The sequence below is a fragment of the Acidobacteriota bacterium genome (assembly GCA_016703965.1).
In the GTDB taxonomy this organism is placed as follows: Bacteria; Acidobacteriota; Blastocatellia; order Pyrinomonadales; family Pyrinomonadaceae; genus OLB17.
In genome coordinates this window covers 1-23,427 of record JADJBB010000006.1, presented here as the reverse complement: position 1 = coordinate 23,427, position 23,427 = coordinate 1, and the positions used below count along the sequence as shown (strand labels likewise).

Annotated in this window: 23 protein-coding genes; 13 read left to right on the top strand and 10 right to left on the bottom strand. The window is 48.7% G+C overall.

Going from position 1 to position 23,427, the window contains the following annotated elements; all coding sequences use genetic code 11:
- Positions 1-168: 168 nt before the first annotated feature.
- The 6 genes from IPG22_05875 to IPG22_05850 form a co-directional block, all read right to left on the bottom strand.
- Complete coding sequence (locus IPG22_05875; protein ID MBK6587829.1) at positions 169-546, bottom strand: hypothetical protein; 378 nt, start codon at positions 544-546, stop codon at positions 169-171.
- A gap of 11 nt (positions 547-557) precedes the next feature.
- Positions 558-1,079 carry a hypothetical protein gene (locus IPG22_05870; protein ID MBK6587828.1) on the bottom strand — a complete coding sequence of 174 codons (522 nt, stop codon included), beginning with the start codon at positions 1,077-1,079 and terminating at the stop codon, positions 558-560.
- 178 nt (positions 1,080-1,257) lie between these two features.
- Positions 1,258-1,467: a hypothetical protein gene (locus IPG22_05865; GenBank protein MBK6587827.1), complete on the bottom strand. Its 210-nt coding sequence runs from the start codon at positions 1,465-1,467 to the stop codon at positions 1,258-1,260.
- Positions 1,468-1,544: 77 nt separating this feature from the next.
- Positions 1,545-2,006: a hypothetical protein gene (locus tag IPG22_05860; protein ID MBK6587826.1), complete on the bottom strand. Its 462-nt coding sequence runs from the start codon at positions 2,004-2,006 to the stop codon at positions 1,545-1,547.
- 410 nt (positions 2,007-2,416) lie between these two features.
- Positions 2,417-2,587, bottom strand: a complete 171-nt coding sequence (locus IPG22_05855; protein MBK6587825.1) for a hypothetical protein — start codon at positions 2,585-2,587, stop codon at positions 2,417-2,419.
- Positions 2,562-2,879: a hypothetical protein gene (locus tag IPG22_05850; GenBank protein MBK6587824.1), complete on the bottom strand. Its 318-nt coding sequence runs from the start codon at positions 2,877-2,879 to the stop codon at positions 2,562-2,564. Before IPG22_05850 ends, IPG22_05855 begins: the two co-directional genes overlap by 26 nt.
- 210 nt (positions 2,880-3,089) lie before the next feature.
- Between IPG22_05850 and IPG22_05845 the strand changes: the two genes are divergently transcribed.
- From IPG22_05845 to IPG22_05795, 11 genes are all read left to right on the top strand, one after another.
- Entirely contained in the window at positions 3,090-3,950 is an 861-nt protein-coding gene (locus IPG22_05845) for a lytic transglycosylase domain-containing protein (GenBank protein ID MBK6587823.1), read from the top strand.
- Between the two features lie 152 nt (positions 3,951-4,102).
- Positions 4,103-4,879 (top strand): hypothetical protein, encoded by a 777-nt coding sequence (locus tag IPG22_05840; protein ID MBK6587822.1) that lies wholly within the window; start codon positions 4,103-4,105, stop codon positions 4,877-4,879.
- A gap of 38 nt (positions 4,880-4,917) precedes the next feature.
- A complete protein-coding gene (locus IPG22_05835; protein MBK6587821.1) occupies positions 4,918-6,195 on the top strand; it encodes a hypothetical protein in 1,278 nt (425 codons plus the stop codon).
- A 12-nt stretch (positions 6,196-6,207) separates the two neighbouring features.
- Entirely contained in the window at positions 6,208-6,546 is a 339-nt protein-coding gene (locus IPG22_05830) for a hypothetical protein (GenBank protein MBK6587820.1), read from the top strand.
- Positions 6,533-7,543 carry a hypothetical protein gene (locus tag IPG22_05825; GenBank protein ID MBK6587819.1) on the top strand — a complete coding sequence of 337 codons (1,011 nt, stop codon included), beginning with the start codon at positions 6,533-6,535 and terminating at the stop codon, positions 7,541-7,543. Before IPG22_05830 ends, IPG22_05825 begins: the two co-directional genes overlap by 14 nt.
- Entirely contained in the window at positions 7,540-8,628 is a 1,089-nt protein-coding gene (locus IPG22_05820; protein ID MBK6587818.1) for an AAA family ATPase, read from the top strand. The genes IPG22_05825 and IPG22_05820 overlap by 4 nt, the downstream gene beginning before the upstream one ends.
- Positions 8,629-8,671: 43 nt before the next feature.
- On the top strand, positions 8,672-9,352 hold the full coding sequence (locus IPG22_05815) for a hypothetical protein (GenBank protein ID MBK6587817.1): 681 nt from the start codon (positions 8,672-8,674) through the stop codon (positions 9,350-9,352).
- Positions 9,353-9,363: 11 nt separating this feature from the next.
- A complete protein-coding gene (locus tag IPG22_05810) occupies positions 9,364-11,382 on the top strand; it encodes a type IV secretory system conjugative DNA transfer family protein (GenBank protein ID MBK6587816.1) in 2,019 nt (672 codons plus the stop codon).
- Between the two features lie 5 nt (positions 11,383-11,387).
- Positions 11,388-11,804: a hypothetical protein gene (locus tag IPG22_05805; GenBank protein ID MBK6587815.1), complete on the top strand. Its 417-nt coding sequence runs from the start codon at positions 11,388-11,390 to the stop codon at positions 11,802-11,804.
- 163 nt (positions 11,805-11,967) lie between these two features.
- Positions 11,968-12,786: a type IV toxin-antitoxin system AbiEi family antitoxin gene (locus tag IPG22_05800; protein MBK6587814.1), complete on the top strand. Its 819-nt coding sequence runs from the start codon at positions 11,968-11,970 to the stop codon at positions 12,784-12,786.
- A complete protein-coding gene (locus tag IPG22_05795; protein MBK6587813.1) occupies positions 12,786-13,574 on the top strand; it encodes a nucleotidyl transferase AbiEii/AbiGii toxin family protein in 789 nt (262 codons plus the stop codon). Before IPG22_05800 ends, IPG22_05795 begins: the two co-directional genes overlap by 1 nt.
- A 41-nt stretch (positions 13,575-13,615) precedes the next feature.
- Here the strand turns inward: IPG22_05795 and IPG22_05790 are convergent, their stop codons facing one another.
- Positions 13,616-15,901: a hypothetical protein gene (locus tag IPG22_05790; GenBank protein ID MBK6587812.1), complete on the bottom strand. Its 2,286-nt coding sequence runs from the start codon at positions 15,899-15,901 to the stop codon at positions 13,616-13,618.
- A gap of 212 nt (positions 15,902-16,113) precedes the next feature.
- Between IPG22_05790 and IPG22_05785 the strand changes: the two genes are divergently transcribed.
- Together IPG22_05785 and IPG22_05780 are read left to right on the top strand one after the other, a co-directional pair.
- A complete protein-coding gene (locus IPG22_05785; GenBank protein ID MBK6587811.1) occupies positions 16,114-17,961 on the top strand; it encodes a hypothetical protein in 1,848 nt (615 codons plus the stop codon).
- A complete protein-coding gene (locus IPG22_05780) occupies positions 17,958-19,442 on the top strand; it encodes a hypothetical protein (protein MBK6587810.1) in 1,485 nt (494 codons plus the stop codon). Before IPG22_05785 ends, IPG22_05780 begins: the two co-directional genes overlap by 4 nt.
- 316 nt (positions 19,443-19,758) lie before the next feature.
- Here the strand turns inward: IPG22_05780 and IPG22_05775 are convergent, their stop codons facing one another.
- The 3 genes from IPG22_05775 to IPG22_05765 form a co-directional block, all read right to left on the bottom strand.
- Positions 19,759-20,001: a hypothetical protein gene (locus IPG22_05775; protein MBK6587809.1), complete on the bottom strand. Its 243-nt coding sequence runs from the start codon at positions 19,999-20,001 to the stop codon at positions 19,759-19,761.
- 126 nt (positions 20,002-20,127) lie between these two features.
- Complete coding sequence (locus tag IPG22_05770; GenBank protein ID MBK6587808.1) at positions 20,128-20,481, bottom strand: hypothetical protein; 354 nt, start codon at positions 20,479-20,481, stop codon at positions 20,128-20,130.
- 1,013 nt (positions 20,482-21,494) lie between these two features.
- Positions 21,495-21,824, bottom strand: coding sequence for a hypothetical protein (locus IPG22_05765; GenBank protein MBK6587807.1), 330 nt, complete (start codon positions 21,822-21,824; stop codon positions 21,495-21,497).
- Between the last annotated feature and the right edge of the window lie 1,603 nt (positions 21,825-23,427).

The following is a 23,427-nucleotide window of genomic DNA, read 5'->3' as shown; positions in this document are numbered from 1 at the left end:
GTCTTCCTCGCCTATCTCCTGCATTATCCAAACTAATCCGAAAGCCAGAACGCTCGCGGGATCTTCTCGTCAAGGCACTGATGCCTGAAAGTTCAAACACATCGAACATCGTGTACGTCATAGTCAGGATGGGTCGGGGAGTTAAGCCACGGGTCTTTTCGGTGAACATTAAGTTTCAAGTAAAGAAGCTCGCTCGCCTACCAGCCCTGCTGTGCAGGCTCCAATGATAGGTCTTAAGAACATCCAGAAAATGTCAAGCGTTGGTTGGAATTTCGGTCCTGCCGTCTCCGTTTCGAGCCAGCGACATCTTATAGACCTCATCGATAACGGTGGCAGCAATAGCACTTGTGATCGCATCTGTCTTTGCTGTTTGCTAAGAATGAGGATGTCCGTCAGCACCATTGGCTGGCGCTTCGTAGGACGGTTACCTTCCTCGATTCCCGGATAGTTCCAGATGTTGATCGGTTTGGGATTGGCTTCGTTAAACTCGACGTGACGGCCGCCAAAAAGCCGACATATGGGCTTGAACGAATGCCGATAGTCCATCACACGGACCTTTACGTTGCCGCGATGAGCCCGATATCCGTGATCAGCATCGAAGCCAGGAATGATTTGCCTTCACCGGACGCTGCGGTGACGATGACTGTTGGAGATTTGATCAGTGCCCGATCGTAGAGATCAAGACCAAACATCTGGCCGTTCGGAGTTATAAAGATGCTGTGCGGCCTTCGGCTGCCGCGCCAGCTAGTTTCGGTTGGGACAAATGAGATTACCGAGTCGGCCGTTTCCGTAAGTTCCTGACCTGTTGGCCTCCAGGAAAGTTCGCCGGCAAGCATTCGCGGATAGATCGCGCGTTGCCGCACCGCGTCTTCTCTAATTGCGTCCGCCCCGATCTTCTTGCGGATCGCTGAGACTACGGCATCACATCGGTCGTCAAGAATCTCAAGTTGCCGACGCGTTTCCTTTTTAGCCCTTGAGCGGCCCGCAAAGACAATAACGGTTAATCTGAGATTGCAGATCTCTTCATTGTCCCCCTTCGACCTGTTCGAGCAGGCCCTCAAGGTCTGACTTGATAACAACCGCGTCCTTTTGAGATTACGGAACCCAAGCCAGGTGTTGCGACTGCCGTCGATACGATCGATTCGCTTTTGCAGGTCTTTTTGCAGCCTGTTTTTCAGTTGTCATCAAATCAACGACGATCTCGTGCGGAAATCCTAGAGCTCCGTAGCAGTCAGATAGCGCGCATGATATCGGCCGTTACAAAAGCCATTTGGGAGAGTTTTGAGACTGACTAAACTTGGCAGGCGTACCATTGTGACGGATGTACTGCTCACGTTTTGTCTCAAGTTCTGTACTGCCAAAGATATCGCCGCAGATCGACGCAATCTGAGCTTCCAGATTGGGAACAGTGACCGTGCTCCCGGCGATGGCTGATAAAAGTGATTCAAATATCCCTGTTCGGTTCATCTCCGAAGCTGCAAGCTGCGGAAAATTGGTTTCGAATGATTGAAATACTCGAGAAGCTTTTTAGTTTGCAGGCGGCTTCACTTTGCACCTCTCTGCACCATCAATTCACTTTCGCGATTTCTTATGCTTTTGAGGGGAAAGCGGAATAGTCGTGCAAACCCGTGATCCCTTATGTCCTTTGAAATAGAAGGCAAGAGCAAAGACATCATTCCCTTTTCACCTGGATCAGGTACCGGAACTCGTATCCAGACCGTTGCGGTTTGTCGCATAACTTCGCCGGATCTGATCGCTTCCTCGTGAAGGGAAAGATTGGTGGCCTGAAGCACACCGGCGACCGGATCGGATGATGCGGTGTCTCTGGATGAGAGATGTGACCGAAGCACCTCACCCGTGTCGAGCGAATTTAGGAACCGAAACTGAATGATCGTGTGCTTCGGCTTCTCGAATTTCAGTATCGTTTTTAGCTCGTCGATCCGTTGTTCAGTCACGTAACCGTCGATGAAAACTGTTCGACGGTTCGAAAATATAGGCCTTTCCATAGCTGCCATCTCGGTAACGGATAGTGTTCCCGTCTAGCCCCGCGAGCTCGGTAGGAAATATCCGACCTGCTTCTGCATTCTCGATGAGTTGAGTTCGTGACCCGCGGTCCAATGGAGTACGGCTCGATAACGATCTCACTGCCGGGATGAAACGAAATCCGGCTACCAAACCAAGACCGACGGAAAGAAGTCCTCCGAAAAGAGAGATTGCGATTTGCTTGAATGTTAGGTTTGCTGTGTCCATGCTTATTTCCTGTTCGATGTCTTCCAACTTGTCGGTTCGAGTTCGCCTCGGAGCGGCGGTCGATACTTAGTCCATCGGTCTATCTCGGCGTCAAACTTCTGAGAAAGCCAGTAGGAAGGCTTACTCAAACGAAGATAGTTAAAGATTCCCAAAAGAATCAGAAAAACTAGCAGTCCCAAGGGAATCCCAGCGGAACGTAACCCACCCAAAGCCCGAAAACAAAGGGAACGATGTAGGCGATCGCAGTGGGGATCAGGATAAACTTCCAGTCGGTAGAGTAGACCCCGAACCGCTTCAGACCACGGAAAACATTAGGTCGTGTTGCACGTCTTCTCATGTGGCTTCCTCCTGAAGTTCGTATCAACTCCGACCGCACGTCCTTGTGCAAGCTGCCAGAACACCGCGACGATTGTTCCGAACGCAAACGACAGGAGCGAACCGAACGCCTGGTTGCCCCATTCCTTTCCGGTCATCTTGTTATAGATCGACCAAGCCACGCCGACCGCTCCTAAACAGAAGAGAATGATCGCCATGAGCTTAAGGGCTTCACGAATGATGTTGGAGAGGTTACTTGCATCTCCGGTGAAGATCGGGCCTTGTGCTGAAGTCAGTTGCGTGAAAAGCAACATTAATCCGAGCGGCGCCAGTGCGGGCACATGGCTTTGATAAGTGTCAGTAGTTTTTTCATAGTCGTCCTCGCTTTTATAGGTTTTCGTTGACGAACCCGGAAAAAGGGCCCAGATACGTCAATACTTTCACTCGCTCTGCAAGGTTCGTGCCGTTCGATGATCGGGCTCGGTGGCACATGGGTGGCACATCGGTTGCGAAGGGCGGGTGATATGAAAAAACGAATCACACACCCGATCACATTTCTATTACTGCTTTTTGCTGGTTTCCCTTTAGCTGCTAGAGCGCAGGAAAAACAACTGGTTTCTCGAACTTCACTCGGAAGAATGGATGTACTTTCACGTGCCAGATTGTTCGAGGCGACGATAGATAAAGCCGCAAAAAGCGAAGGTGTCGACCCGCTCATCCTATGGACTATCGCCTATAACGAAACGCGGTTCCGGCCATGGCTGACCAGTCCAAAGAACGCTCAGGGACTGATGCAGTTCATGCCCGCGACCGCTGCCCGGTTTGGGTTGGCAAACCCGTACGAGCCGACCTCATCGCTATATGCGGCAGCGAAGTATGTGAAGTATTTGGGACGCCTATTTGATTGGAGACTTGAGTCTGTTTTAGCCGCCTATAACGCCGGCGAAGGCACCGTTTCTGCGTATCTTTATGGACGAAATCTAAAGTCGAACGGACGATTAATCAATGCCTCGCAACGGAGGACGGTCAACGGTGTCCCGCCGTATAAGGAAACTCTGGGATATGTTTCGCAAGGCGTGCAGGTGTATCGCTGGCTTAAGCAGCAAGGCAGATTTGGCACGGCTCCGATTCCATTCGCCGCCGAGAAATATCCCAGGAGTGAAAGGCAGATCACGGCAACGGAGGTTCAGGAAAGCAAAGCAATTTTGGTTTTTTACGATCCGCGAACCGGTAGACGGAGCCTGATCTCTCTGGAAACTTCAGACGAGGCGCAACAACTCAGTTTCGGCCCCGTTATTGTCGGACAAAATATTCCAACAAATTCAACTCGGCGAGCCCGCTCAACTTTCGCCGGAGAAATTGTTTTATCAACCCACGATCGATAGTCGGCGTATTTTCGAGTCAACTGCGGACGACTTTCGCACCGTTCGGCAAATTTTTCTGCCGATGTGGAGTTAGAAGCCGACTATTGACCCGAGAGTGTCTATTTCGCGTCTGGCACTGCGTTTGCCATTAGCCCATCCGAGACCGAAATCTTATGAAAGCAAATGAAACAAAAATCGATACGCCTGACATAGCGAACATGGTTAACGGTTCACCAACTTACCTTACTCGCGACCCGGACGACATCGTTACGATCGCGTCGCTTTTGAAGATCCTCGCCGTGCTGCTTTTTGCCCTCGCTCTGAGCGGCTGCGTAAACATGTTCCTGATCTTTAGAAAGGCAGACCGGATAGTCGTCGATAAATCGAGCGGACGAGTTGTCGAACTAAACAACCGTGATTACGGTTCGACCGAAACCGTCAGCATCACGCCGGACGTTCCTACATCAACTGACAAGAAGTATCTGGTCAAGGAATTTCTAACCGCTCTTTACGAAGTCGAACAAACGACGCGTGAGGCGCAAGTAAACAAACTGCTCCGAATGCTCGACCCTGATCTTTCGATGGCGATGGCAAATCGACTAAAGCAGAACGGCGTTCTCGCTGCCGAGAAGACAGAAAGCGTGAATTCGTCATGGGAACTACAGGACTTGTCCGTAGATGAAAGCGACCCATACATTCTGCGAGCGATCGGCACGCGCAAGATACGGCGCAAATCCGCAGGCCAGGATGTGGAAGAGTCCGTACAGCTTAAATGTAAGTTTCTGTTGAAGGACAGCCCTGCGACCCCGATCCGAAACGACAATAACCTGAGAACCGGCTTCACCATTCTTCGGTTTCGCGTCGAACCCGTAAACGGCAAGACCATCTCGCCTTTATCGCTCATCGGCGATGCGGAGGAAACATCATCAGCAATTCAACCCGGCAGTTAAACAATTGGCGGTAAGTAGTAAGGAATATTATTTGAATCATGAAAACTTTAAGCATTTCAAATCTGGGAAAATACACTACGAGGATAATTGGAATCTCTCTCGTCGTCCTGTCGGCATTTGGTGTCAATGTTTATCCGCAGAGCCGGAAGCCTGTTCACAAACCTAAGGTAAAGAATGTCGTTCGTCCGGTCTCGACCGAGATTAATCAGACTTCAAATGAGAAGGTCGTAAACATTTCAGCGGTCTCCAAAGAAACACAGCCCGTTGCGGTAATTAATGCTCCGCTACCTGATTTCCTGTCGGGAGAAGCAAATGTAACGGTCAACCCGAAGCAGCCTACTGTTGTGCGTCTGGGACTGGCTCAAAACGCAGTTTCTATTGTCGAGTTTCCCGCATCGGACGGAATCTATTACATCCATGAGGGAAACCCCAAGCTTGCGTCAGTGTTTCAGTCTCCGACAAAAGAAACCGACCGATCGATAACCATTTATCCAGGAGAAGGATTCGTCCCTTCAAAAGACTGGGCGACCTCTGCCGCGATCAGCCTGCAGATGCGGTCCGGCCTGGTTTTGATTCTCGAACTGGTACCGGTCAGCGACCTTAAGAAGAATGCTCACAGATGCGTTATCTCATATGACCGCGAAGCAGTTGTCTCGGCGCGGAGGGTTGCAGGACTCGCGTTTGACCTTGGCGGTGACACCAAGAATTCTCCTCCGATCAACTCACGGGCACTATCCAAACTGGTCGGTTCACCACGGCCCGCCGAAGAGAAGATTTCTGATTCTCCAATGTCGGAGTTGAACTCAATCTCAAACGCTGTTTTCGCCGAAATACCCGAATCAAAGCGGGCGGGTTCGAAGCGAGCAATGACCGATGCTGAGATATCGAAGGCCGCAAACAAGCGGTTGGCTGACGTTCTTCGAGATCAAAAGAAGCACCTCTCTGCGTGGTCTTCACCTCTTCACGGTTTGGAACTATCACTGACCCGCGTCACCGATCTTGATTCCGAAAACCGTCTTGTTGTTATTGCGATTCGCAATTCTGCATCAACAAATCTAAGGCTCGTTCGAGGTTCCCCTGAACTTCAGATCCAGACGCTCGACAAGGACTGCAACAGCCTTCTTACCACCAAACTCGATCTCCGCTATTTGGAAACAACCGCGTTTGAGGGCCTTGTCCAACCAGGCTCTACTACGTTCTATGCTCTTGTCTACAAATCTCCGCTCCTTGGGGTTAATCAAAAGATTCGAGTCGCCGTTGCTCAAACTGAAGCTATCGACGCTCCGATCTCGGCAACTCTTAATGGATCGAAATAAAGGAGACACGCAATGCAAACTACGTTAACTACAAATTCCGATATTCCGACCGCCTTACCGGACATCGAGGCAGATGAAGAACGCGAGAAAATGTTGCTGGATGATCCGAATGAACTTTCGAAGAATGAGGTTGATGATGATGAATTGGATCTTGAAACCGGATCGGAACGAAAAACTTCCCGAACCGCGAAGGTACTAAAAACCGCTGCCGCGTTCACGGTATTCTTGTTACTGATGGGTACAGCGATTACCTGGTTCTTCGGTATGGGTTGGTTCGCTACGCCGAATCCCCAGGCCGTTAATCGAACGAGCCAAAAAGGATTCATCTCCGGCTCCAATGACCGAGGATGAGAAACTTAAGGCTGCCCTCACAATGGTAGCGGCAAAAGAGCCAATACCAAGCAAGGACTCTGTGGTTGGGCAATCCGATGAACCGATATCAGTCGACAAACCCGCTTCTGTTAGCACCGAGTCAAACGATATCTCTTCGATGTCAGCATCGCGAACGAGAACCGAGCCTTCCTTCAATGTTGGCACTGATATCTCCTCAAGGGACGCTCCCAAACGAGAGGATCAGCCCACCAACCTGGAGACAAAGAAGAATTCTCCACAAGGTAACGACACTCCACTGTCAAAATCTGTATCGTCAACCGAACCCTTAGGACGCTCGCTGTTCTTTGGAGTCACAAAGGTCAGAGACGAGCAATTTCGCAATAATACTGCAGCGACTATAGCGACAACCTCGGACACACCGAAGCCAAAAGTAAGTGGCTCACTGCCGTTTGGCTCACTGCTTACGGTCCGCCTTATTGGAGCGATCTACACGCTTAGAAATTCCGGCGGGGTCGTGCGTATGGAATTGACACAACCGGTTGTAGGAAAAGGTTATTCCTATCCGGCAGGCACGACTCTAATTGGTAATCTACGGGGCGGTGAATCCGTAAGAGCGTTCGTCAACATTATCGGCCTGATCGATCCGGTTTCTGGTGAACTGGTGAAGTTCACCGGCGAACTATTGGGAACTGACGGTGCCTCAGGGATTCCCGGAAACAGGAAAAGAGTCACCGGAAAGTGGACCCGATTCTTTCGAGGCATAAAAGATACTGCCGGCTCGATATTGGGATCGGTCGGTTCATTCCGTTCAGGGGGAACGGTAGTAATATCTGAGCCGCTGCGCAGAGGGTCCGAAAAACTCTCCGAGGACACGAGTCAGTCACTGTTTGGAAACGAACTCGAGGACACATTCCTAGAGGTCTTAGCCGGAACCACCGGATATGTACTTGTGACGCAACTACCCGAACCGAACACTTCAATTGCCAACACAGAAACGGGAGCAAAAAAGGAATGATTCCGTTTGACGCATCCCGTCCACAGATCAACCCTCGCGAACTTGTCTCAGACGGAAAGCATGGTGAGCTTTTCCAACTGATGGCTGGACACGGATACGTGCCCGACGAGCAAGTATTCGAAGACTTCTGTGAAAGTCTTAAGTCTGGACGGGCATGGCTTATTTCCGGTACGCGCGGCAGCGGGAAGACTGCATTTCCCGAAGCGTTAGCCGCCGCCTGCAATCTTTCGATGTGCGTTGTTGCCGGACGCGATGGGTTAAAACAGGAAGAGATCCTCTATGACTGGGATAATGAAGAGCAAGCCGTGTGGATGAGAGAACACCTGGCACTCGCAAAACAACTGCCACTTGAAGAGCAGGCCGAGTTTCTCGACAATGCCCGACGCTCTAAGTGGCAGCGCCGATTTCTGATTCTTGGTGAAGTAGGAATGGCATACGACTTGGCGGCAAGCGCGGCGTCGAGCACTCCAATGAAACCACCGCCGGTGTTGATCCTTGATGAAAGCGATAAGTTTGGGGCCAGTATTGAAGATTCACTTCTTATGCCGCTCGAACGTGGACTGATCTACATTCCACGATACGAAGGCGGAACGATAGGCGTTCCCGACTGGAATTCGAGACCGATCGTGATCACGACCTCAAATGATCTGCGCCACAAACTCAGTTCGCCGTTCATTTCGAGACACGTTTACAGCCGGTTCGCGAGTCCTTCGCTGGAAAAGGAGCTTGAGATCTTATCGACAAGAAATAAACGCGCGACTTCAGCCCACTTAGCACTTACAACCAAGCTAATAGACGCCGTTCGCGGAATCGCCGGAATGGAAGATCATCCGAGCGTCCGTGAGTCGATCGACATCGTTGCAGCTCTCGAACGCGACTCGGTTGAGTCTCTGAATTCGAAAAGCTTGGTCCGATATTTTTGCTATTTCGTGAAGACCGGCGCGTCCAGAGAACTGCTGACTCTTCAACTCGACTATCTCTTGGGGATGACGCACGCCTTCCACCCGGACATCGATTCTTGGCTAGGCTCGCGCGATGCGAGTTGGAAGATTAGGTGGCCGCAGTTCGCCGACAATTCGTTATGAATAGAACAGAACCCACATTGGGGCTTTTTCGAGGATCAAACAGTTGGTGGTTCGCACTCAATACTCTGGCCTACTGGTAGTCGTTTGCGTGGTCGGCGTCTACGGATTTGTCAGAATATTGATGCCGCAGAGCGAAACGGCCCAGGTTCGATTTGTTGAAACTCGTGGGCCTGAATTTGAAAAAGAGTCTTCGCCGACCGGACCGCAGACCGAAGACCCGTTCTCCGGCCTCGAGTATGATAATGCGGTAAGACTCAGAGAAACGTCGGCTTTGGGAATGGCGATCTCGTTGTCGGTGTTGTCGCTGAATGCTCAAAACGGAAGACTCCCAGAGAATCTCGATCGGATAATTCGCCACCTCAATGCCGCCCGACTACTTCCGCCCGGGGTTCAATCAAATTCAGCAACTATTACTTCAGAGCGAAGCACGTTTCATATCATATATCGACGCGAACCCTTTTCATTTGAGGTACTGGCCGTACCAAAATCCGATCTAGGCTCACAATTACTTTTTAGATTTCCGCTCCCTCAAAGCGAACCCAATACCGTTCTATATTTTGAAGCGCTCCGCGATAAACCCTTTCCGGCAGCACTTTCAACTGTTGAACAATTGAGTGCGTCAGGCTGGAGGATACGGCATTGGCGAGGTGATGTATCGTCCATTACTTCGGCGACATATGACTCGCTTAAAGAACAGAGTGATTATCTTCGTAACACACGGTAACCGATCAAGCTATGTTTTCGCGTGAATGGATTGAGAAATTCGACGCTTCCTACGGTATTCCAAGGAAAGCAAATGAGCAGTATCTGCCATCGTATCAAGCGTTTTGGCAGTGGTCGGCTGACATTGGCATGTGTGTTTTCTTCATTGCTTTGGGATTACTCGGTTCAATAGTCTGCTTGTTTGCGGGATATCTTTTAGACGTTTATGGTCTGATAACTTTGGTTTTTTGGGCGATGGCTCTGATCTGTCTTGCGGGTTCGCTTGTAGATTCCTATTCACTAATGTGGGCGTACCGCGTTCGACGAATGAGTACTGCCCATGGCTCAGCGCGGTGGGCGAAGGCATCCGATCTGATTCGCTGCGGTCTGATGAATCGGATTGGAGGATTGCCATTACCTGCAAATGCGCTTCCTCTCGCAAAAGCGTTTTGGGGTCGCGATGTATATCTTCCCGCAAGTCAGTGGCTTCGCCACTTTGTTATGTTCGGCCCGACCGGTTCCGGTAAATCAAAGACTTTTTTCGTGTCCATGATCCGGGCGATACTAACTAAATCATCATGTCTGGTTTACGATCCAAAGGGCGAGCTTTTCGCCCAGACGGCCCGTTCGGCCGAAACGATCTATCGTTTGGACCTCAACGATCCGACAAGAAGCGATCGGTGGAACTTCATTCCAAAATGTAGAAACGATCCTGCATTTACGTGTCAGATTGCCGGGATGATGCTCGGTATAGAAGGCCGACGCCGGACGAATGCGGATCCTTTCTGGGGTGATGCCGAACAGATAGCTTTGACGGCAATTTTGCTTCACATCGCGGAAGTTTACCGTGAGAAAGCTATCCCAGCGTTCGCCGCCGACTTTCTACTCTTCTTAAGCGGTGACGGCGATCAGGCTTTCAACGACGCGATGATGAATTCCCCAAGCCTCTACGCGAAACAAGCTTATTTGGCTTTTCGCCAGGCACCGGTTCAGACTCGCGGATCCATTTTGATTGGTTTGTACAACAAGCTTCGACCGTTCACACTTGCACCTGCTCGGATGGTAATGATGCCGCCAACCAAAGACGAAGCGGCTCTTGGTTGCCGCTCGATAAACTTCGCAGACCTTCGCAAACCCGGTACGGCAATTTACCTTGTCGTCTCGGAAGGGGCCGCTGACGTCTATAAAGAGTTTATCGCTACCTTCATCGGACAGGCCGTTATGGAAATGAGGCTCGATGGTGTAAATGAACCAGAGCATCCGTGCTTCGTTCTCATAGACGAGGCTTACCAGTTGAATGTATCGGAGGTTAAGAGAATATCAGGTATCGGGCGTGGACGCGGTGTTGGACTCGGTCTCGGATACCAGGACTTACCTCAGATGTACGACCAATACGGTCGTGAGCAGGCGAATGCGATACTCGGTACCATAATGACCAAGATCTTTCTGCCGGGCCTTGACGATGTGACTGCCGAGTACGCCTCAAAGCAGCTGGGCGAAACGACGATCTTCTCAAAAACATTTCAGGACTTTCCGGGAAAGAAACAGGACAACACCAGATACGCGGAGCAAAAGCGTGCCCTCATGCTGCCGAATGAGATTCGACAAACAGCAGCTCATTCCGAAGTGTTGATTATCAGCGACACCGCCCCGCCGATCCGCGCTGCATACCCGCCCTTTGCGGTTCACAAAAACACTTCTTCCGCCGCGACCAAAGGTCAACCTCGCGAGATCCACCTTGGAGATATTGATCCTCAATTCTCGTTTACAGACTCGGGCCATGCTAACGAGGCTGCCGAACATGACAAGGCAGCTCTCAAAGAAGTTATCTCATCTGAGGTCGATCGAATCTGTTCGAATGAACGTCTTTCAGAACTGGCTTTTCCATCTGCAATAGAGCCAGCACTTGACTCGCTGGAACATCAAAAAGACGGCGAATCGGTGAAAAAGGATCCAGTTTTCAACGCTCTCAACAACCTTCCTGTCGAGGTAGGATACTTTTCTGCCCAAGGTAATGGAGGTTCTTTGGTGATTGAACACGCATCGATCTAAAACGTATGTTAAATAGACTCAAGATCTCGCTCATCCTAGCCCCGCTGGCCCTCACAATGTTGATCGGCGTCTATGTCTACTCCCTTTGGTCGCAGGAACGGAAGCGAATCTCAGAAATCCCCGTTGACGCAACCGCATTGATGAACAGAGATCTGGTGAAGTTCCACCAAAAACGCGGTTCGTTCCCCGCAATGCTGAAAGATCTAGAAGGCGTCGTCTGGGAAAAGAAGGATCGAAATTATGTTTCGGAAGGGCATTCAATGATTCACAGAAACTACTTCTATCTTTACTCAAGAATTGACCAAAATCGGTTCACTCTCTGGGCCGTCCCAATCGGCAAAGAGCGTGAGGAGGCATCAACATTATTTTTAGTAGGAACGCCCATGAAAAAAGAACATGGAAAGGAGCCGCTCTCACTGTAGAAGATGTCGGCAAACTACCCCGGTTGTTACCGATCGAACAGGATTTGGCTCTTAGAGGAATGGTTGAGCAGGTAGATCACAAAGCGATGTACTCGAATTCGAAGTAAAGTATTTCTTTGCGAAAAGTACCGAAAAGTGGTACTTTGTGCAAAGGATTACTTTCATGAGATCACAAAGTTCGCAACTAAGAGTCGAAGAATGGGTAGATAAGGAGATTGCTTTCGGCCGGAGCGCTTTCTCTCTGGATCGAGTTGAGAGTGAGCTGCCGCAGTATTCTGAAACCGCGATCAAACGTTCTCTGAACCGATTATCACGAAAGGGCACCATAATTTCCGCCCACAAGGGCTATTACGTCATTGTCACGCCTCAATACTCGTCACGCGGGATTCTTCCGCCGGCACTATTTATTGACGGACTAATGCGTTTCTTGGAGCGTTCATATTACGTTGGCCTTTTAAACGCTGCTGCATTTTACGGCGCGGCACACCAGGTGCCTCAAGAGTTCTTTGTCTTTACGAGTTTACCGCCCATGAGGCCGACCGTGAAGAAGGGGATAAAGGTAAATTACATAACCAGAAAAGAGATCCCAGATGACCTTCTCGAAAACCGAAAGACCGAAACAGGAGTTGTAAAGATTTCCTCGCCAGAACTTACCGCTGCCGATTTGGTGCAGCACCATAAAAGAGTCGGCGGTTTGAACCGAGTAGTTGAAGTGCTCTCAGAGCTGACCGAAGCGATCCGTATCGAGAAACTAAACAACGAGTTTATTCAGTTCGTTCCAACTGCCGTAATTCAGCGGCTGGGTTATCTGCTTGAAACAGCAACAGGTGCAGAGTCCCTTGCGGACGGGCTCTATAAAGCCGCAGCGTTAAATGTCGAAAAGTTCTTTCCTGTGCCATTAAGTACAACAAAAAGGAAACGTGGATTTCCGGTTGAAACGAGATGGAATGTAGTTGTAAATGAAACGATAGATACCGAATAGTGATTCCTACCGCATATATCACCCAATGGGCCAATTTTGTCCCATGGCAGACAAATGAACAGGTCGAGCAGGACCTTGTGATCACACGCGCTATTGTGGAAATCTTTTCGGATGATTTCCTACGCGAACGACTGGCGTTTCGCGGCGGCACCGCTCTTCATAAACTCTACTTGACCTCGCAACCTAGGTATTCCGAAGATATCGATCTCGTTCAGATCAAACCCGAACCAATTAAAGAAACGCTTGCCCGCCTTCAAAGCAGGCTTGAATTCGTCGGTGCGGCATCTGTGGCTCAGAAGAAAGACAATAATACTCTGCGTTTTCGATTCGAATCGGAAATACCTCCGGTCCAACCTTTGAAACTAAAAGTCGAAATAAACTGCCGCGAACATTTTAACGTGATGGGTTTGCAGAAGTTTCCCTTTGCAACGGAATCTGACTGGTTTAGCGGAAGTACTGATATTGTCACGTACAGGATCGAAGAGCTTCTCGGAACGAAGCTTAGGGCTCTGTATCAGCGTCGTAAAGGGCGCGACCTCTACGATCTTTACAAGGCGTATCAAGAGCAACGGCCAGATTCTCAACAGATCATTGAAGTTTATCGAAAGTATATCGCTTTTTCCGTAGACAATCCGCCAACTAGAAAACAGTTTCTCGGGAACCTCGAAACCAAGATGCAGGACAACGAGTTCCTAGGCGACACACGGGCGTTGTTGAGACCAACGGAACAGTATGATGCTAATGAGGCATTTAATTTCATAAAGGATGAACTTATTGAAAAGCTCTAGGCTTCTGGTTTGCCGATCAGGTAAATCGAGGCGTAGTTAAGCTACCGAATACGCTCGGACGTAGTTCGAAAATGGTCATCCCGACTTCGAACGTCTGCGGACATCGACTGCGTGGAGAATGGAAGACGATCTTTGGATAGCTCCTTGTCATTAAATTGATTAACAATGCCGCTGAGTTCGAAAGTCAGCAATTGTCGCGCTTCGTTATTCGTACTTCTTGCTCCAACCGAACTCAAATGATCCGTTAAAATTACCCGGGTTCGTTCCTCAACAAACTTCGGATCGGCATTTGCGAGTGACAATTCGAGTAGCTCGGTTTTCAGCGCTGCTTGAAGCTTGCCTGGTTGGAGATCGGGCGTGGATTGGTTGGTTCCGTCGATGAAGGGACCTTTCGATTCCTGGGTGGTCAGTTTGGCCGTTGCTTCTAGCCTTTCCTTCTGCTCGGTAGCTACTTGATAAACGAAATCCCTCTCCGCAGGCGGCAGTTTGCTGTAAAGTTCACTGTGGTCGAAGTTGTTTTTGAAGCGGAGTTCCTCATTTGGGGTTTTGAGACTTTGGAGAAAATGCTTTGTTGCTGATAAGGAATCGCTCAGGTACTTTCTTTCCATTCGAGATTCCAGACTTTCGATCAATTGTTGGGCCTCTGGGCTACGTGCGATCTCGCCTCTTTTCAAAGCCTCAGTTCTTGCTTTTGTTGTCTCGCGGTCACCGGCGTAGTTAAGTTTCGCGACGATCATTTCGGATGTGTAGTGCCGGGGCGACTGCTCGGTAAACAACATTTGCATTTCTTTTTGCGTCAGAGCCGGAAGGTTCTTAGTATCTCGATTCTGGGCATTCTGTAGCTTTTGAAGCCCCACAGAGGCATTTTCAATCCGTATCTTTGAAGACGCTTCGATAACTTCCTCACGCGACTGACAGCGATCTAACATCTGTGCGTAGTCTCGATACCGTCCGTTGAAATGTCGAAGTCTCGTTTCAGGTTGAGTTAGCTGGTACTCAAGATATGCGGATGCTAATCGAAGGTCCTCGTAATTTAGTTCCTTTCCTTTCACATGGTTCTCGATCGGCTTTTCAGATTTTGCCTTAAAAAGTTTGAGAATTATGGAGGGCGAAATGCCATTTTCCAGGGCATCGTCCAGTGCCGGAAATTTGACCTCAGCCCAGTGCTTCATCTCTTCCACGGAAATTTCGGAAGCGAGCAAGTTTAGATGTGTACTCTCAAGTTCGATGCGCTCAAACCCGAGAGTACTATTAACGTGTTCAGAATCTGGTTCCGTTGCAAGATGCTCGAAGGTTTCACTAGGTTCTTCGACCGATCCTCGTAATTGATGGTCCGTATCGTGGAGATCAGGCTCGAGAAGCGACTCATACTGGATCGAACGGTCAGTTGGTTCGAGCTTCTCCATCTCACCCGCAACAATTGCGATTTCTGCTAGAGTCCGATCGAATCGCTCTGTCGTCGATTCTGCTTTCGACTGATCGCGATCCCGATCCAAAAACTCTCGTTTCCCGTCGAGCGCGTCATAGATCCAACGAAAGACCTTTGCCTCGGTCTCTCGATCTGCATTGCTGCCGGCGATGGCTTTTCCATAGTCAAGGATCTGTGGTGCGACTTCGCGAGCTTTGTCTGACCTTACCAATGGTTCAAGCCGCATAACTGCGTAGCTAAGAGTTGCGAGTTGGAGCGGTGATTTTAGATCGTGCGACTCCTTCGGAATTATCAGAACGCCATTCTGAACGGTTCCTCCACGCTCGTATGTGTCACGGAGAAACTGTGATCTGCTGTTCAAGTACGAAGCGTGCTCGCTCCTGTTGCGGCCATCTGTGTCGTCAAGTTTTGAAAGCTCAAGGTCTGCTCGGCTAACCGAAAGGATCTCGTTGATCGCTCTTTCTGTGCGTGGATTAGAAGGATGAAAGTTTGAATCTTGCGTAAGCGTATGACGTGAGGCTCGATTCAGTTCTTTGACCTCAATTGCCTTCGCGACTTTCTCGATAGCGAGTTTAACGACATCCGCGTGACACATTTGCCCGGCCCGACAAAAACACGTGATCGAAATCGGCTGTCCGTTCCGGAAGGCATCGCCAAGCAAAACCATACCATCCCTCAGTCCGCCATCATTTTGTTTGTAGCTGTTTCGCAGCCGTTCGGAGTAAGCGAAAAGGGCGGCTTCGCGACCGCTACCCCGTGGTGCAATTTCGTTCCGATTGGGTGAAAGAAGCCCCAATTCTGGAGTGCTAATATTCCCGAGATCGAGACTCCTGTTTGGAAGTGTAGACTCCGCTTCATTCAAGCGAGCAACTACCTTATTGCTCAGATCATATTTCATAACTCGCCCCTCCTCGTTTCGATCGCGTAGATAATCGATCAAAGTAGATGGCAAATTATGTGCCTTGTACGGGGCAAAATACATTACCGAAACTATTTCGGCGAAATGAGCCAGGGGCCAAGGAAGTTTCGTGTCGTTGAAAGTTATCTACACCACAAGAGGTAGTATGAGCCAGGTGAGCGACCACATAAAAATGTGGTAAATTAGTTTTAGTGAAACAAGTCTCCGCGTCTGAATTAAAAGATAAAATCGACTTTGGAATCATCACGATCAGAGAAGATGAGTCCCAAGCGGTATTGAAACGCCTCCCGACAAAAACACTTTGTAAAGGAAAACAGACGTATTCAATTTCAACCCTCCTTACGTCAAACGGAGACGAATACTCTATTGCTTCGGTTCGCTGCCTGGAGCAAGGAAACCAACAAGCCCAAACGGTCGCCCAAAGACTGATTGACGAACTAAATCCACAGTGGATTCTCTTAATTGGAATCGCGGGTTGCGTTCCTGATCCCGACTACACTTTGGGCGACGTGATTCTTGCCTCTCGACTTCACGATTTTTGCGTTTCCGCGAGTTTTGAGGATGGCTCACATCAGTTCAATGACCGCGGAGGTCCCATGCACCCCGACGTGCAGAATTTTCTTGCGTCTCTTCCATTTATCGAACCGCTATTGGGCAAGTGGAATACGACACGTCGAATCGGTCCGGAGCGCCCAAAGACAAAACTCAACCCCGAATACTTTTACGGTGATGCCGACTGGCAGACAAAAACGCGCTCCAGTCTGAGGAGATACTTCGGGTCAAGAAGTCAAAGAAAGATTCCAAAGGTCTTCACGGGTTCAGTCGCGTCTAGCGACACTCTCGTTAAGGACATCGGTCTTGTAAAAGAATGGCAACAGTCTGCTAGACACGTAGCCGGAATTGAAATGGAACTGGCCGGTGTCTACCAAGCCGCCCACAATGCGCAAAAGCCGGTTTTGGCCATAAGAGGGATCAGTGATGTTGTAGGTTTTAAGCGTTCTCCGGATTGGACTGAGTATGCTTGCCACACGTCGGCCGCCTTAGCGATAGCCTTACTGAAATTTCGCCCTATAAATCCAATTAATTCACTCGGCAACCAGCTAATAATCGCTGCATCTCCAAAGGATTCAGCGTCGATTGCCCCGACACTATCATCCGCATTTGCCAATCCGCCTAAGGATGTTCCGCCTTTATTAAAAACCGAAACGCTCTACTCGAATTTTTTGCCGGTTACATACTTTCCTGAAAAGATTTACGTGGTCAATACAGAAGCCACAGGTAGGTCCGACGTTTGGAACCTTTTGCGTGAAGAGACAGAACGCCCCCCTGATGATTGGGTTTATCATGGCAAAGCCCTTTATGCTTTTCACGATTTTAATGACCCAATTTGGAAAAGAGTTGTGGACGGAAATGTTGCCGAATCTCACGAGACGGCCAGATGGTCTGAAACTGAAAGCACCGTTGAAACTAACATTTTTATTGAACTCCTGAAGGGTTGCTTGCGACAGATGGGACGTTCGCTTGATCTGTCGTACCGCCACAAAAAGCCACTTCGCTTTCTCTACTTTTCTCCGACTGAAGACTTGTCTGCAAGAACCATTACAACCATGAGTCTTAAAAAGAAAGGGACCCATACGGTTTTCGGTTCTTATCCGAACAAGAAGACCGACGAAATTATGTATTACCGTCACCATGCGTTCCGGTTTGAGTTTGAAAAAGTTGAATCCGATTGGTATTTGCAGATCACGCCGACTTACCACTACACCCGTGACGGCTATCGTCTGTATTGGTTCTATGAAGACCTAATTAGCGGAATAAAACGGCTGGAGAATAATGAAGCGGTGTTTCGTCAAGTGCTTTTCTGGGCTGAAATTCTTAAGAGCGGTTCTCCTAAACTTATAGGTTCTGAATATAGTGACCTTCACTTTGGCGAACTCTTAAAATTTAGCTCTTCATACGGTGTGATAGATGAAGCCTGGTCGAAGAAGGAATCGGCGGCGAAAGTCAAATCGGAAGGAGGCTTGTTGTTTGAACGATGAAGATTGATTTGCTGACACCTGAACCGCAATTAGAATTCGCCAATGGCGGTCTCTGCCATGATGTCCGTTTTGGGATAGGGCATTTTGGGACCTACGATTCAGGAACTGACAAAGCACCAAAGGACATTAAACTTGGCATTATTGGCAGCAATGAGACTATCGATTCTCTGACTGAATGGCTCGAAGAATGTCGAGGGGAGATTCCTGCCAAGAAGAGTAATCAGCCAAACCTTTTTCCACCGTTTCCAGGCTTTAGCCCAGAACATGGATTTCATTCAAAACTTACGTGGGACGATTCCACTATTAGAGCGATTTACTTTAATCAGAAACCAGCAACTCGGAGGGCAGACTTCAATAAGATACTGGAAGATACGGCGAAACTCTACACGGAGGAGATCTCCCGTATTCTTGATAAGTCTGATGTCAGCGTAATCGTATGCGCTCTTCCGCTTGAACAACTCAAAGCTACAACCGCAGCCTATATGACCGCAAGTCTAGCGGACGAGCCTACTTCCGAAAATGAAGATAGTAAAGAAAGCAAAGATAAAGATGTGGTTCAGGCCCTCTATGATTTTCACGACTATTTAAAAGCTGAATCGCTGGCTTTTCGTGTCCCAATTCAAATTGTCCTTCCAGCGACGTATGACGAAACTAAACAAGCGGCGCAAAAAAAGATATTCAATCGCGACCAGCAAGACGAAGCTACGCGAACGTGGAACTTTCATACTGCGCTTTATTACAAGGCAAGAGGCGTTCCTTGGCGAATGCTCCGCAAGCCTTCTGATCTAACAACCTGTTTTCTCGGCATTAGCTTTTTTAATACCTTGGACCGAAAAAACATATACGCCAGTTCCGCTCAAGTTTTTAACGAACGGGGAGAAGGAATCGTTGTCAGAGGTGGGATTGCATACAAAGATACGGAAGACCGACAGGTTCATTTAGATGAGGAGGGTGCTTACACAATAGTCAACACTGCTCTTCAAAAATACTTCGATGAACATAACAACTATCCGGCTCGAATAGTCCTACATAAGACCTCATCATTTACAGAGTACGAACTTGCCGGTTTCGGAAAAGCTTTCAATGAAAAAGGCATTCGGAATGTTGACTACGTTCATGTTCGCGAATCAAGCACAAAACTTTTTCGCACTAAGAATTATCCCCCGCTTAGGGGCACATTGTGGCATCATGAGGACAACAAAGGGATTCTCTACACGAAAGGGAGCGTTCCATTCTATGAGACGTATCCCGGAAAGTATCCTCCAGGCACAATCTATATCGATTCGACTTATGCTCAAAGGACTTTCTCTGAAATTGCGTCGGAGATATTCGCTTTAACTAAAATGAACTGGAACAGTACTCGCTTCGACCAAAAAGTTCCAATTACACTGAAAGCTTCGCGGGAGGTGGGTGATATTCTAAAGTACGTAAGAAACTCAGAGTCGCCTTCTCTTCCCCCGCACTACCGATTGTATATGTAAGGAGACTCGTCAAACCATGATGCGGATCACCGCCCCATGTAAAGAGTTATGGAAATAAGCCTCAGTAGTTTTATTTGAGAAGGTGACAGTGATCTGCTTAGCGGCTTGCCGTTCCTATTTTCAATGGAAAAACGGTATGAAAGTCCTAGCTTGTCTAGCGTAGGCTCGATGGAGGCTATTGGCGGAGCCAGGCTAGGGGCATCTTTGCGGTCCGATGGGAAAGCCGCGTGGATGATAAGCCGATTCTCCGGGAACTAACAGGCCTGTTGAGCGTGCTAAAAACGCGGGGTGATGCAATTTACAGTTCGTTCGGAAATCACAATCGCTCAATTCCGCCGCTTGGCTTTCGCTCATTTGTTATAGCCGGATCGTCCGAAGCTGACCTTCTTTCGTGTTGTGCCTCCTTACGTTCCATGCCCGATTCAGCTCTTTCTTCTGGATCATAGATGTTCCTCAAAACTTCATCGAAACACACGGAATATATTCGGGTCGAGCGTTCCAGCGTCGAGACCAGTCGTTCTGCTTTGCTGCCGGAAGTTCGCTCGATTCTTTTCTCCAATCTCAGTAATCTCGTTTGTTGTGAAGATAGGCTGGTAAGGTGAGGATCCGCAGCACTGCCAATCAGGAGCGTTGCTTGAACTCCGAAGCCTCGTTGGCCGGCATTCGGAGAGTACTTTCGCGGATGCTAAGTCTGCTTTCGGGATTTCCTCGCGCTCTTTGCTCGGCCTTCGATCTCGCGTCGCAATGTTCTATGATCCTTGTCCTCCAGCAGTAGATTTAGTGCGGTCAGAATCGAGCCTTTTCGTGGTAGATCGACATCGTTGAGGCTCAGATAACTCATCGAACCGTTCGATTTGTCCTCGATCGCAAATCTGTGAAAACGTTTCGATCTTCGGTAAAAAGCTAGGTCTTCTTTTGTCTTACTCAGTCCGATATTGCAAAGAATTTCTCTGGCAAATGCGCGGCCCACGATCGCGTGAGAAAGATTCCTGGCTTCGTCGGGGCCGATCTTTCCTTTGGCTCCGTGTTGGCTTGGCACCGCCCCTTGCATCGACGTCCTTTGGAGATTCCAACTCGATGCGTATTCTTTGGGAAATTTGAGTTTTCTTGAGAGTGTGTCAATTTCGATGATCTGATCGGCAGAAAACACTGGCTTCACTGTATCGAAGGTGCTTCGATCAAGGACTTCCTCAAAACTCTAATCTTTGCTCTGCCGTATCGATTTGTGCATTTGCAAGGATTGTTCACTCAGAGAACTATTGACGAATCAAATAGAAAAATTCCCTTTGACTTGGAATTTCCGGCTTGAGGGGCTTGTTCGTCAGATATTCGATTGCCGAGCGAATGCTTTGAAGAACAGGCGACCATCGTTTTTGATATCATTTTGACGAGCTATCATCGCCAAAGAGACTCGATCGTTTCAACCCCTCCACCTTTCGGTAATACGCGTTGTCTTTGAAGTCGAGAGCTGCCGCTGATGTAGCTGCATCCTCATTTCAGAAACCGCTTTTTGTCCAGCGAGAGTCCAAGATCAGAAACCGTTCTAGGTGCGATTTCTTTCTTGTTTTCAAGGTCGGTTCTCACCTGCTCAAGATAGCGAAATTCACGCATTTTCGTGTTCGCTAGACATTCGCTCTGAAGTTCATCGAGTTCTTGTTTATTGAATGCGGGCCGTGGTACTTTTACTCCTCTTTTTCTATAGTCGGTTCGGATCAGATTTACTTCACCACGAATTGATACAGTTTCCTCTTTGAGTTTGAAAAATTCCGATTCTTCACGGGCGAGTATGCTGTTGGTTATCGCTATGATCTGGCGTGATTGCGGTGTTTTGCTTTCTTCCGGAGTTGCTCGCTAATTGCCTTAGCTCCAAGAGCGAGACTCTTTGCGTTATTGCTTTTTCCGGATCCTGATCGGAAACTTGAGGCTCTCACGATTTTCGATAAGAAGGCAATTTTTTCTTCCTTAAATTTGAGTTGATATTCGGCAAGAATACCCCGGCGTAGAATCTCTCGTTCGTGAATATTTCCGTCGCCCTTTTGAAACTTAATGGCGTCATGTTTTTTTGTGGACCATTTCGATTGTGCTGCTTGTCATCGTCATGTTCCTTTTGTTCAGCGATCTACCCTGAAGATCTTTGGTCAGATATTGCTTTTGAATTGCGATATGAACGTGCGGGTTTGCTGTGTTGAGATGAACGGCACCTGCCCAGGCAAGCCGCTCGCTTTTGAGACTCTTTTCTAACTTTCCGATGGCAAATCTTGTTACGATTTTTACTTGCCGCTGGCGTTCCTCATCAGTCGAACCAAGTTGTTGAAAATCCTCCCGCCGAAATGAAGAACAAGATGGTGAAGTTCGTTGTTTGAGGGACGGCCTTTGCCGCAATCGGATTTGAAAGTTGTTTACTTCTTACGGTAAGGTGTTCGCAAACTCGTTAAAAAGTTCACGACCTTTTCGGGCTCTGCATTCGGTCGATCTTACTGTACGCTAGATAATGAATGAGACCGCGAGAACTGCCTCTTTTGATTGAACGTTAGGCGAATAACTCTCGTGATTCGCTCTGCTATTTGGTTCGCGAGGTTTAGGCAAGGGAATCGATTCGCTGTTTTAGTATTCGTATTGGTTTGCAAGGTAGTTGTTGTGAAGGGTTCGTTTCTGGAGACGTGCTCGTGAAAGGAGACATTTCTTAGATCGGACACGGCGTGTTCGATCAGCTCAGCCATTGCGGTAGAGGCGATAACAACACTCTCCGTTTGCGGTCGCTGGTCTCCGGAGACGTGTATTCGGTGAGCTTTGTGGAAAACGAGATTTGCGAGGAAATCGACATACTCGACATCAGAGATTTCCGGTAGTCAGCGAGCTTTTGCTTGACGGTAGTTCTAGTGCATTTTCCAAGCTCGATTCCATTCGATCAAGTACTCTCTCGAATCTCGCCGATGTTGTCGCTTACAGCAAGATCAACCCGTCGTTCTGGCGGCCGGTTCGCAAAGCCAATCGAGCTTTCCGCCAGCGACCCGAAGCAAAATGCTGGAGTCTATCGTTCAAAGGCCCGAAATGGATCATTCGACGGACAATCGCCAGACTTGTTCTCACCGGTTTCGGCTGCGATCTCTTCAAGCTTTTGTGGTCGTCTTCGTAGGGCCTGACGCTGATCGGCCGCCTGTTTTGACCTCGATATCGAACTCGATGTTTTTACTATTTTCTCTCTGTGCACTCCAGTCCCTCGATTTTGTGGCGGCGTTTTGTCACCCAGTTCGTCTGTTTCATTTCAATTTGTCCTGACCATTGGACAGGAGGAAAAGGGGAATACATTGCCTTTTGCGAGAAATATATGAGAACTGCGGTTTGTAATTTTGATGACACCGCGTAACTTTAGTGACAGTGTGAGACTTACGCCAATTACAAGGGTTGGTTCTTGGTCTATCCCGTCATTACCCGCCGCTGTAATTTTTGTTTTTTACGTGCCTCCTCGATCCGCCTCTTTACGCCAAAAGCGGTTCGTTTATTCGCCGCCCGTTGCTACAAATACCGCAGTTCTCTGCTGCGGCACGCCGATTGATTTAACAACCAAGCCAGGTAAATTCGCCAACGTAAGGAGACCAAATACCAAATGGACGAACAGAGCAGTATCACCCCCCAAGGAAGCAGAATTTCCGGGCGTCCGCTGCTGCAGATCAACCGCTTGAACTTCGTAGGATTGAACACCCGTAGACTCGAGCGACCGACAAAAACTGAACCAATATCTTCAGTTTGGCGTCTGTCAGCATGAATACCGATATCAGCCAATGACGATGTTGTCGAGTACGCGCTTAACCACCTTTTGAACGCGATCCGGCATTCAAGAGCTGGCTTAAAACTAGAGGTTAAAAGAGTATGAGCTAGGCGGAAAATGCAGAGGCAGTGTGCCAATCCCATCGAATTTTGCAAGCGGGAGCGAACGACCGATGAGATGACTCGTATTGGGCTAGAATCATTTCAAGCTTCATCT

Coding starts and splice junctions, on each gene's coding strand:
- IPG22_05875 (MBK6587829.1), bottom strand. CDS start 546: ATGGACTATCGGCATTCGTTCAAGCCCATATGTCGGCTTTTTGGCGGC.
- IPG22_05865 (MBK6587827.1), bottom strand. CDS start 1,467: ATGAACCGAACAGGGATATTTGAATCACTTTTATCAGCCATCGCCGGG.
- IPG22_05860 (MBK6587826.1), bottom strand. CDS start 2,006: ATGGAAAGGCCTATATTTTCGAACCGTCGAACAGTTTTCATCGACGGT.
- IPG22_05855 (MBK6587825.1), bottom strand. CDS start 2,587: ATGAGAAGACGTGCAACACGACCTAATGTTTTCCGTGGTCTGAAGCGG.
- IPG22_05850 (MBK6587824.1), bottom strand. CDS start 2,879: ATGTTGCTTTTCACGCAACTGACTTCAGCACAAGGCCCGATCTTCACC.
- IPG22_05845 (MBK6587823.1), top strand. CDS start 3,090: ATGAAAAAACGAATCACACACCCGATCACATTTCTATTACTGCTTTTT.
- IPG22_05840 (MBK6587822.1), top strand. CDS start 4,103: ATGAAAGCAAATGAAACAAAAATCGATACGCCTGACATAGCGAACATG.
- IPG22_05835 (MBK6587821.1), top strand. CDS start 4,918: ATGAAAACTTTAAGCATTTCAAATCTGGGAAAATACACTACGAGGATA.
- IPG22_05830 (MBK6587820.1), top strand. CDS start 6,208: ATGCAAACTACGTTAACTACAAATTCCGATATTCCGACCGCCTTACCG.
- IPG22_05825 (MBK6587819.1), top strand. CDS start 6,533: ATGACCGAGGATGAGAAACTTAAGGCTGCCCTCACAATGGTAGCGGCA.
- IPG22_05820 (MBK6587818.1), top strand. CDS start 7,540: ATGATTCCGTTTGACGCATCCCGTCCACAGATCAACCCTCGCGAACTT.
- IPG22_05810 (MBK6587816.1), top strand. CDS start 9,364: ATGTTTTCGCGTGAATGGATTGAGAAATTCGACGCTTCCTACGGTATT.
- IPG22_05805 (MBK6587815.1), top strand. CDS start 11,388: ATGTTAAATAGACTCAAGATCTCGCTCATCCTAGCCCCGCTGGCCCTC.
- IPG22_05800 (MBK6587814.1), top strand. CDS start 11,968: ATGAGATCACAAAGTTCGCAACTAAGAGTCGAAGAATGGGTAGATAAG.
- IPG22_05790 (MBK6587812.1), bottom strand. CDS start 15,901: ATGAAATATGATCTGAGCAATAAGGTAGTTGCTCGCTTGAATGAAGCG.
- IPG22_05780 (MBK6587810.1), top strand. CDS start 17,958: ATGAAGATTGATTTGCTGACACCTGAACCGCAATTAGAATTCGCCAAT.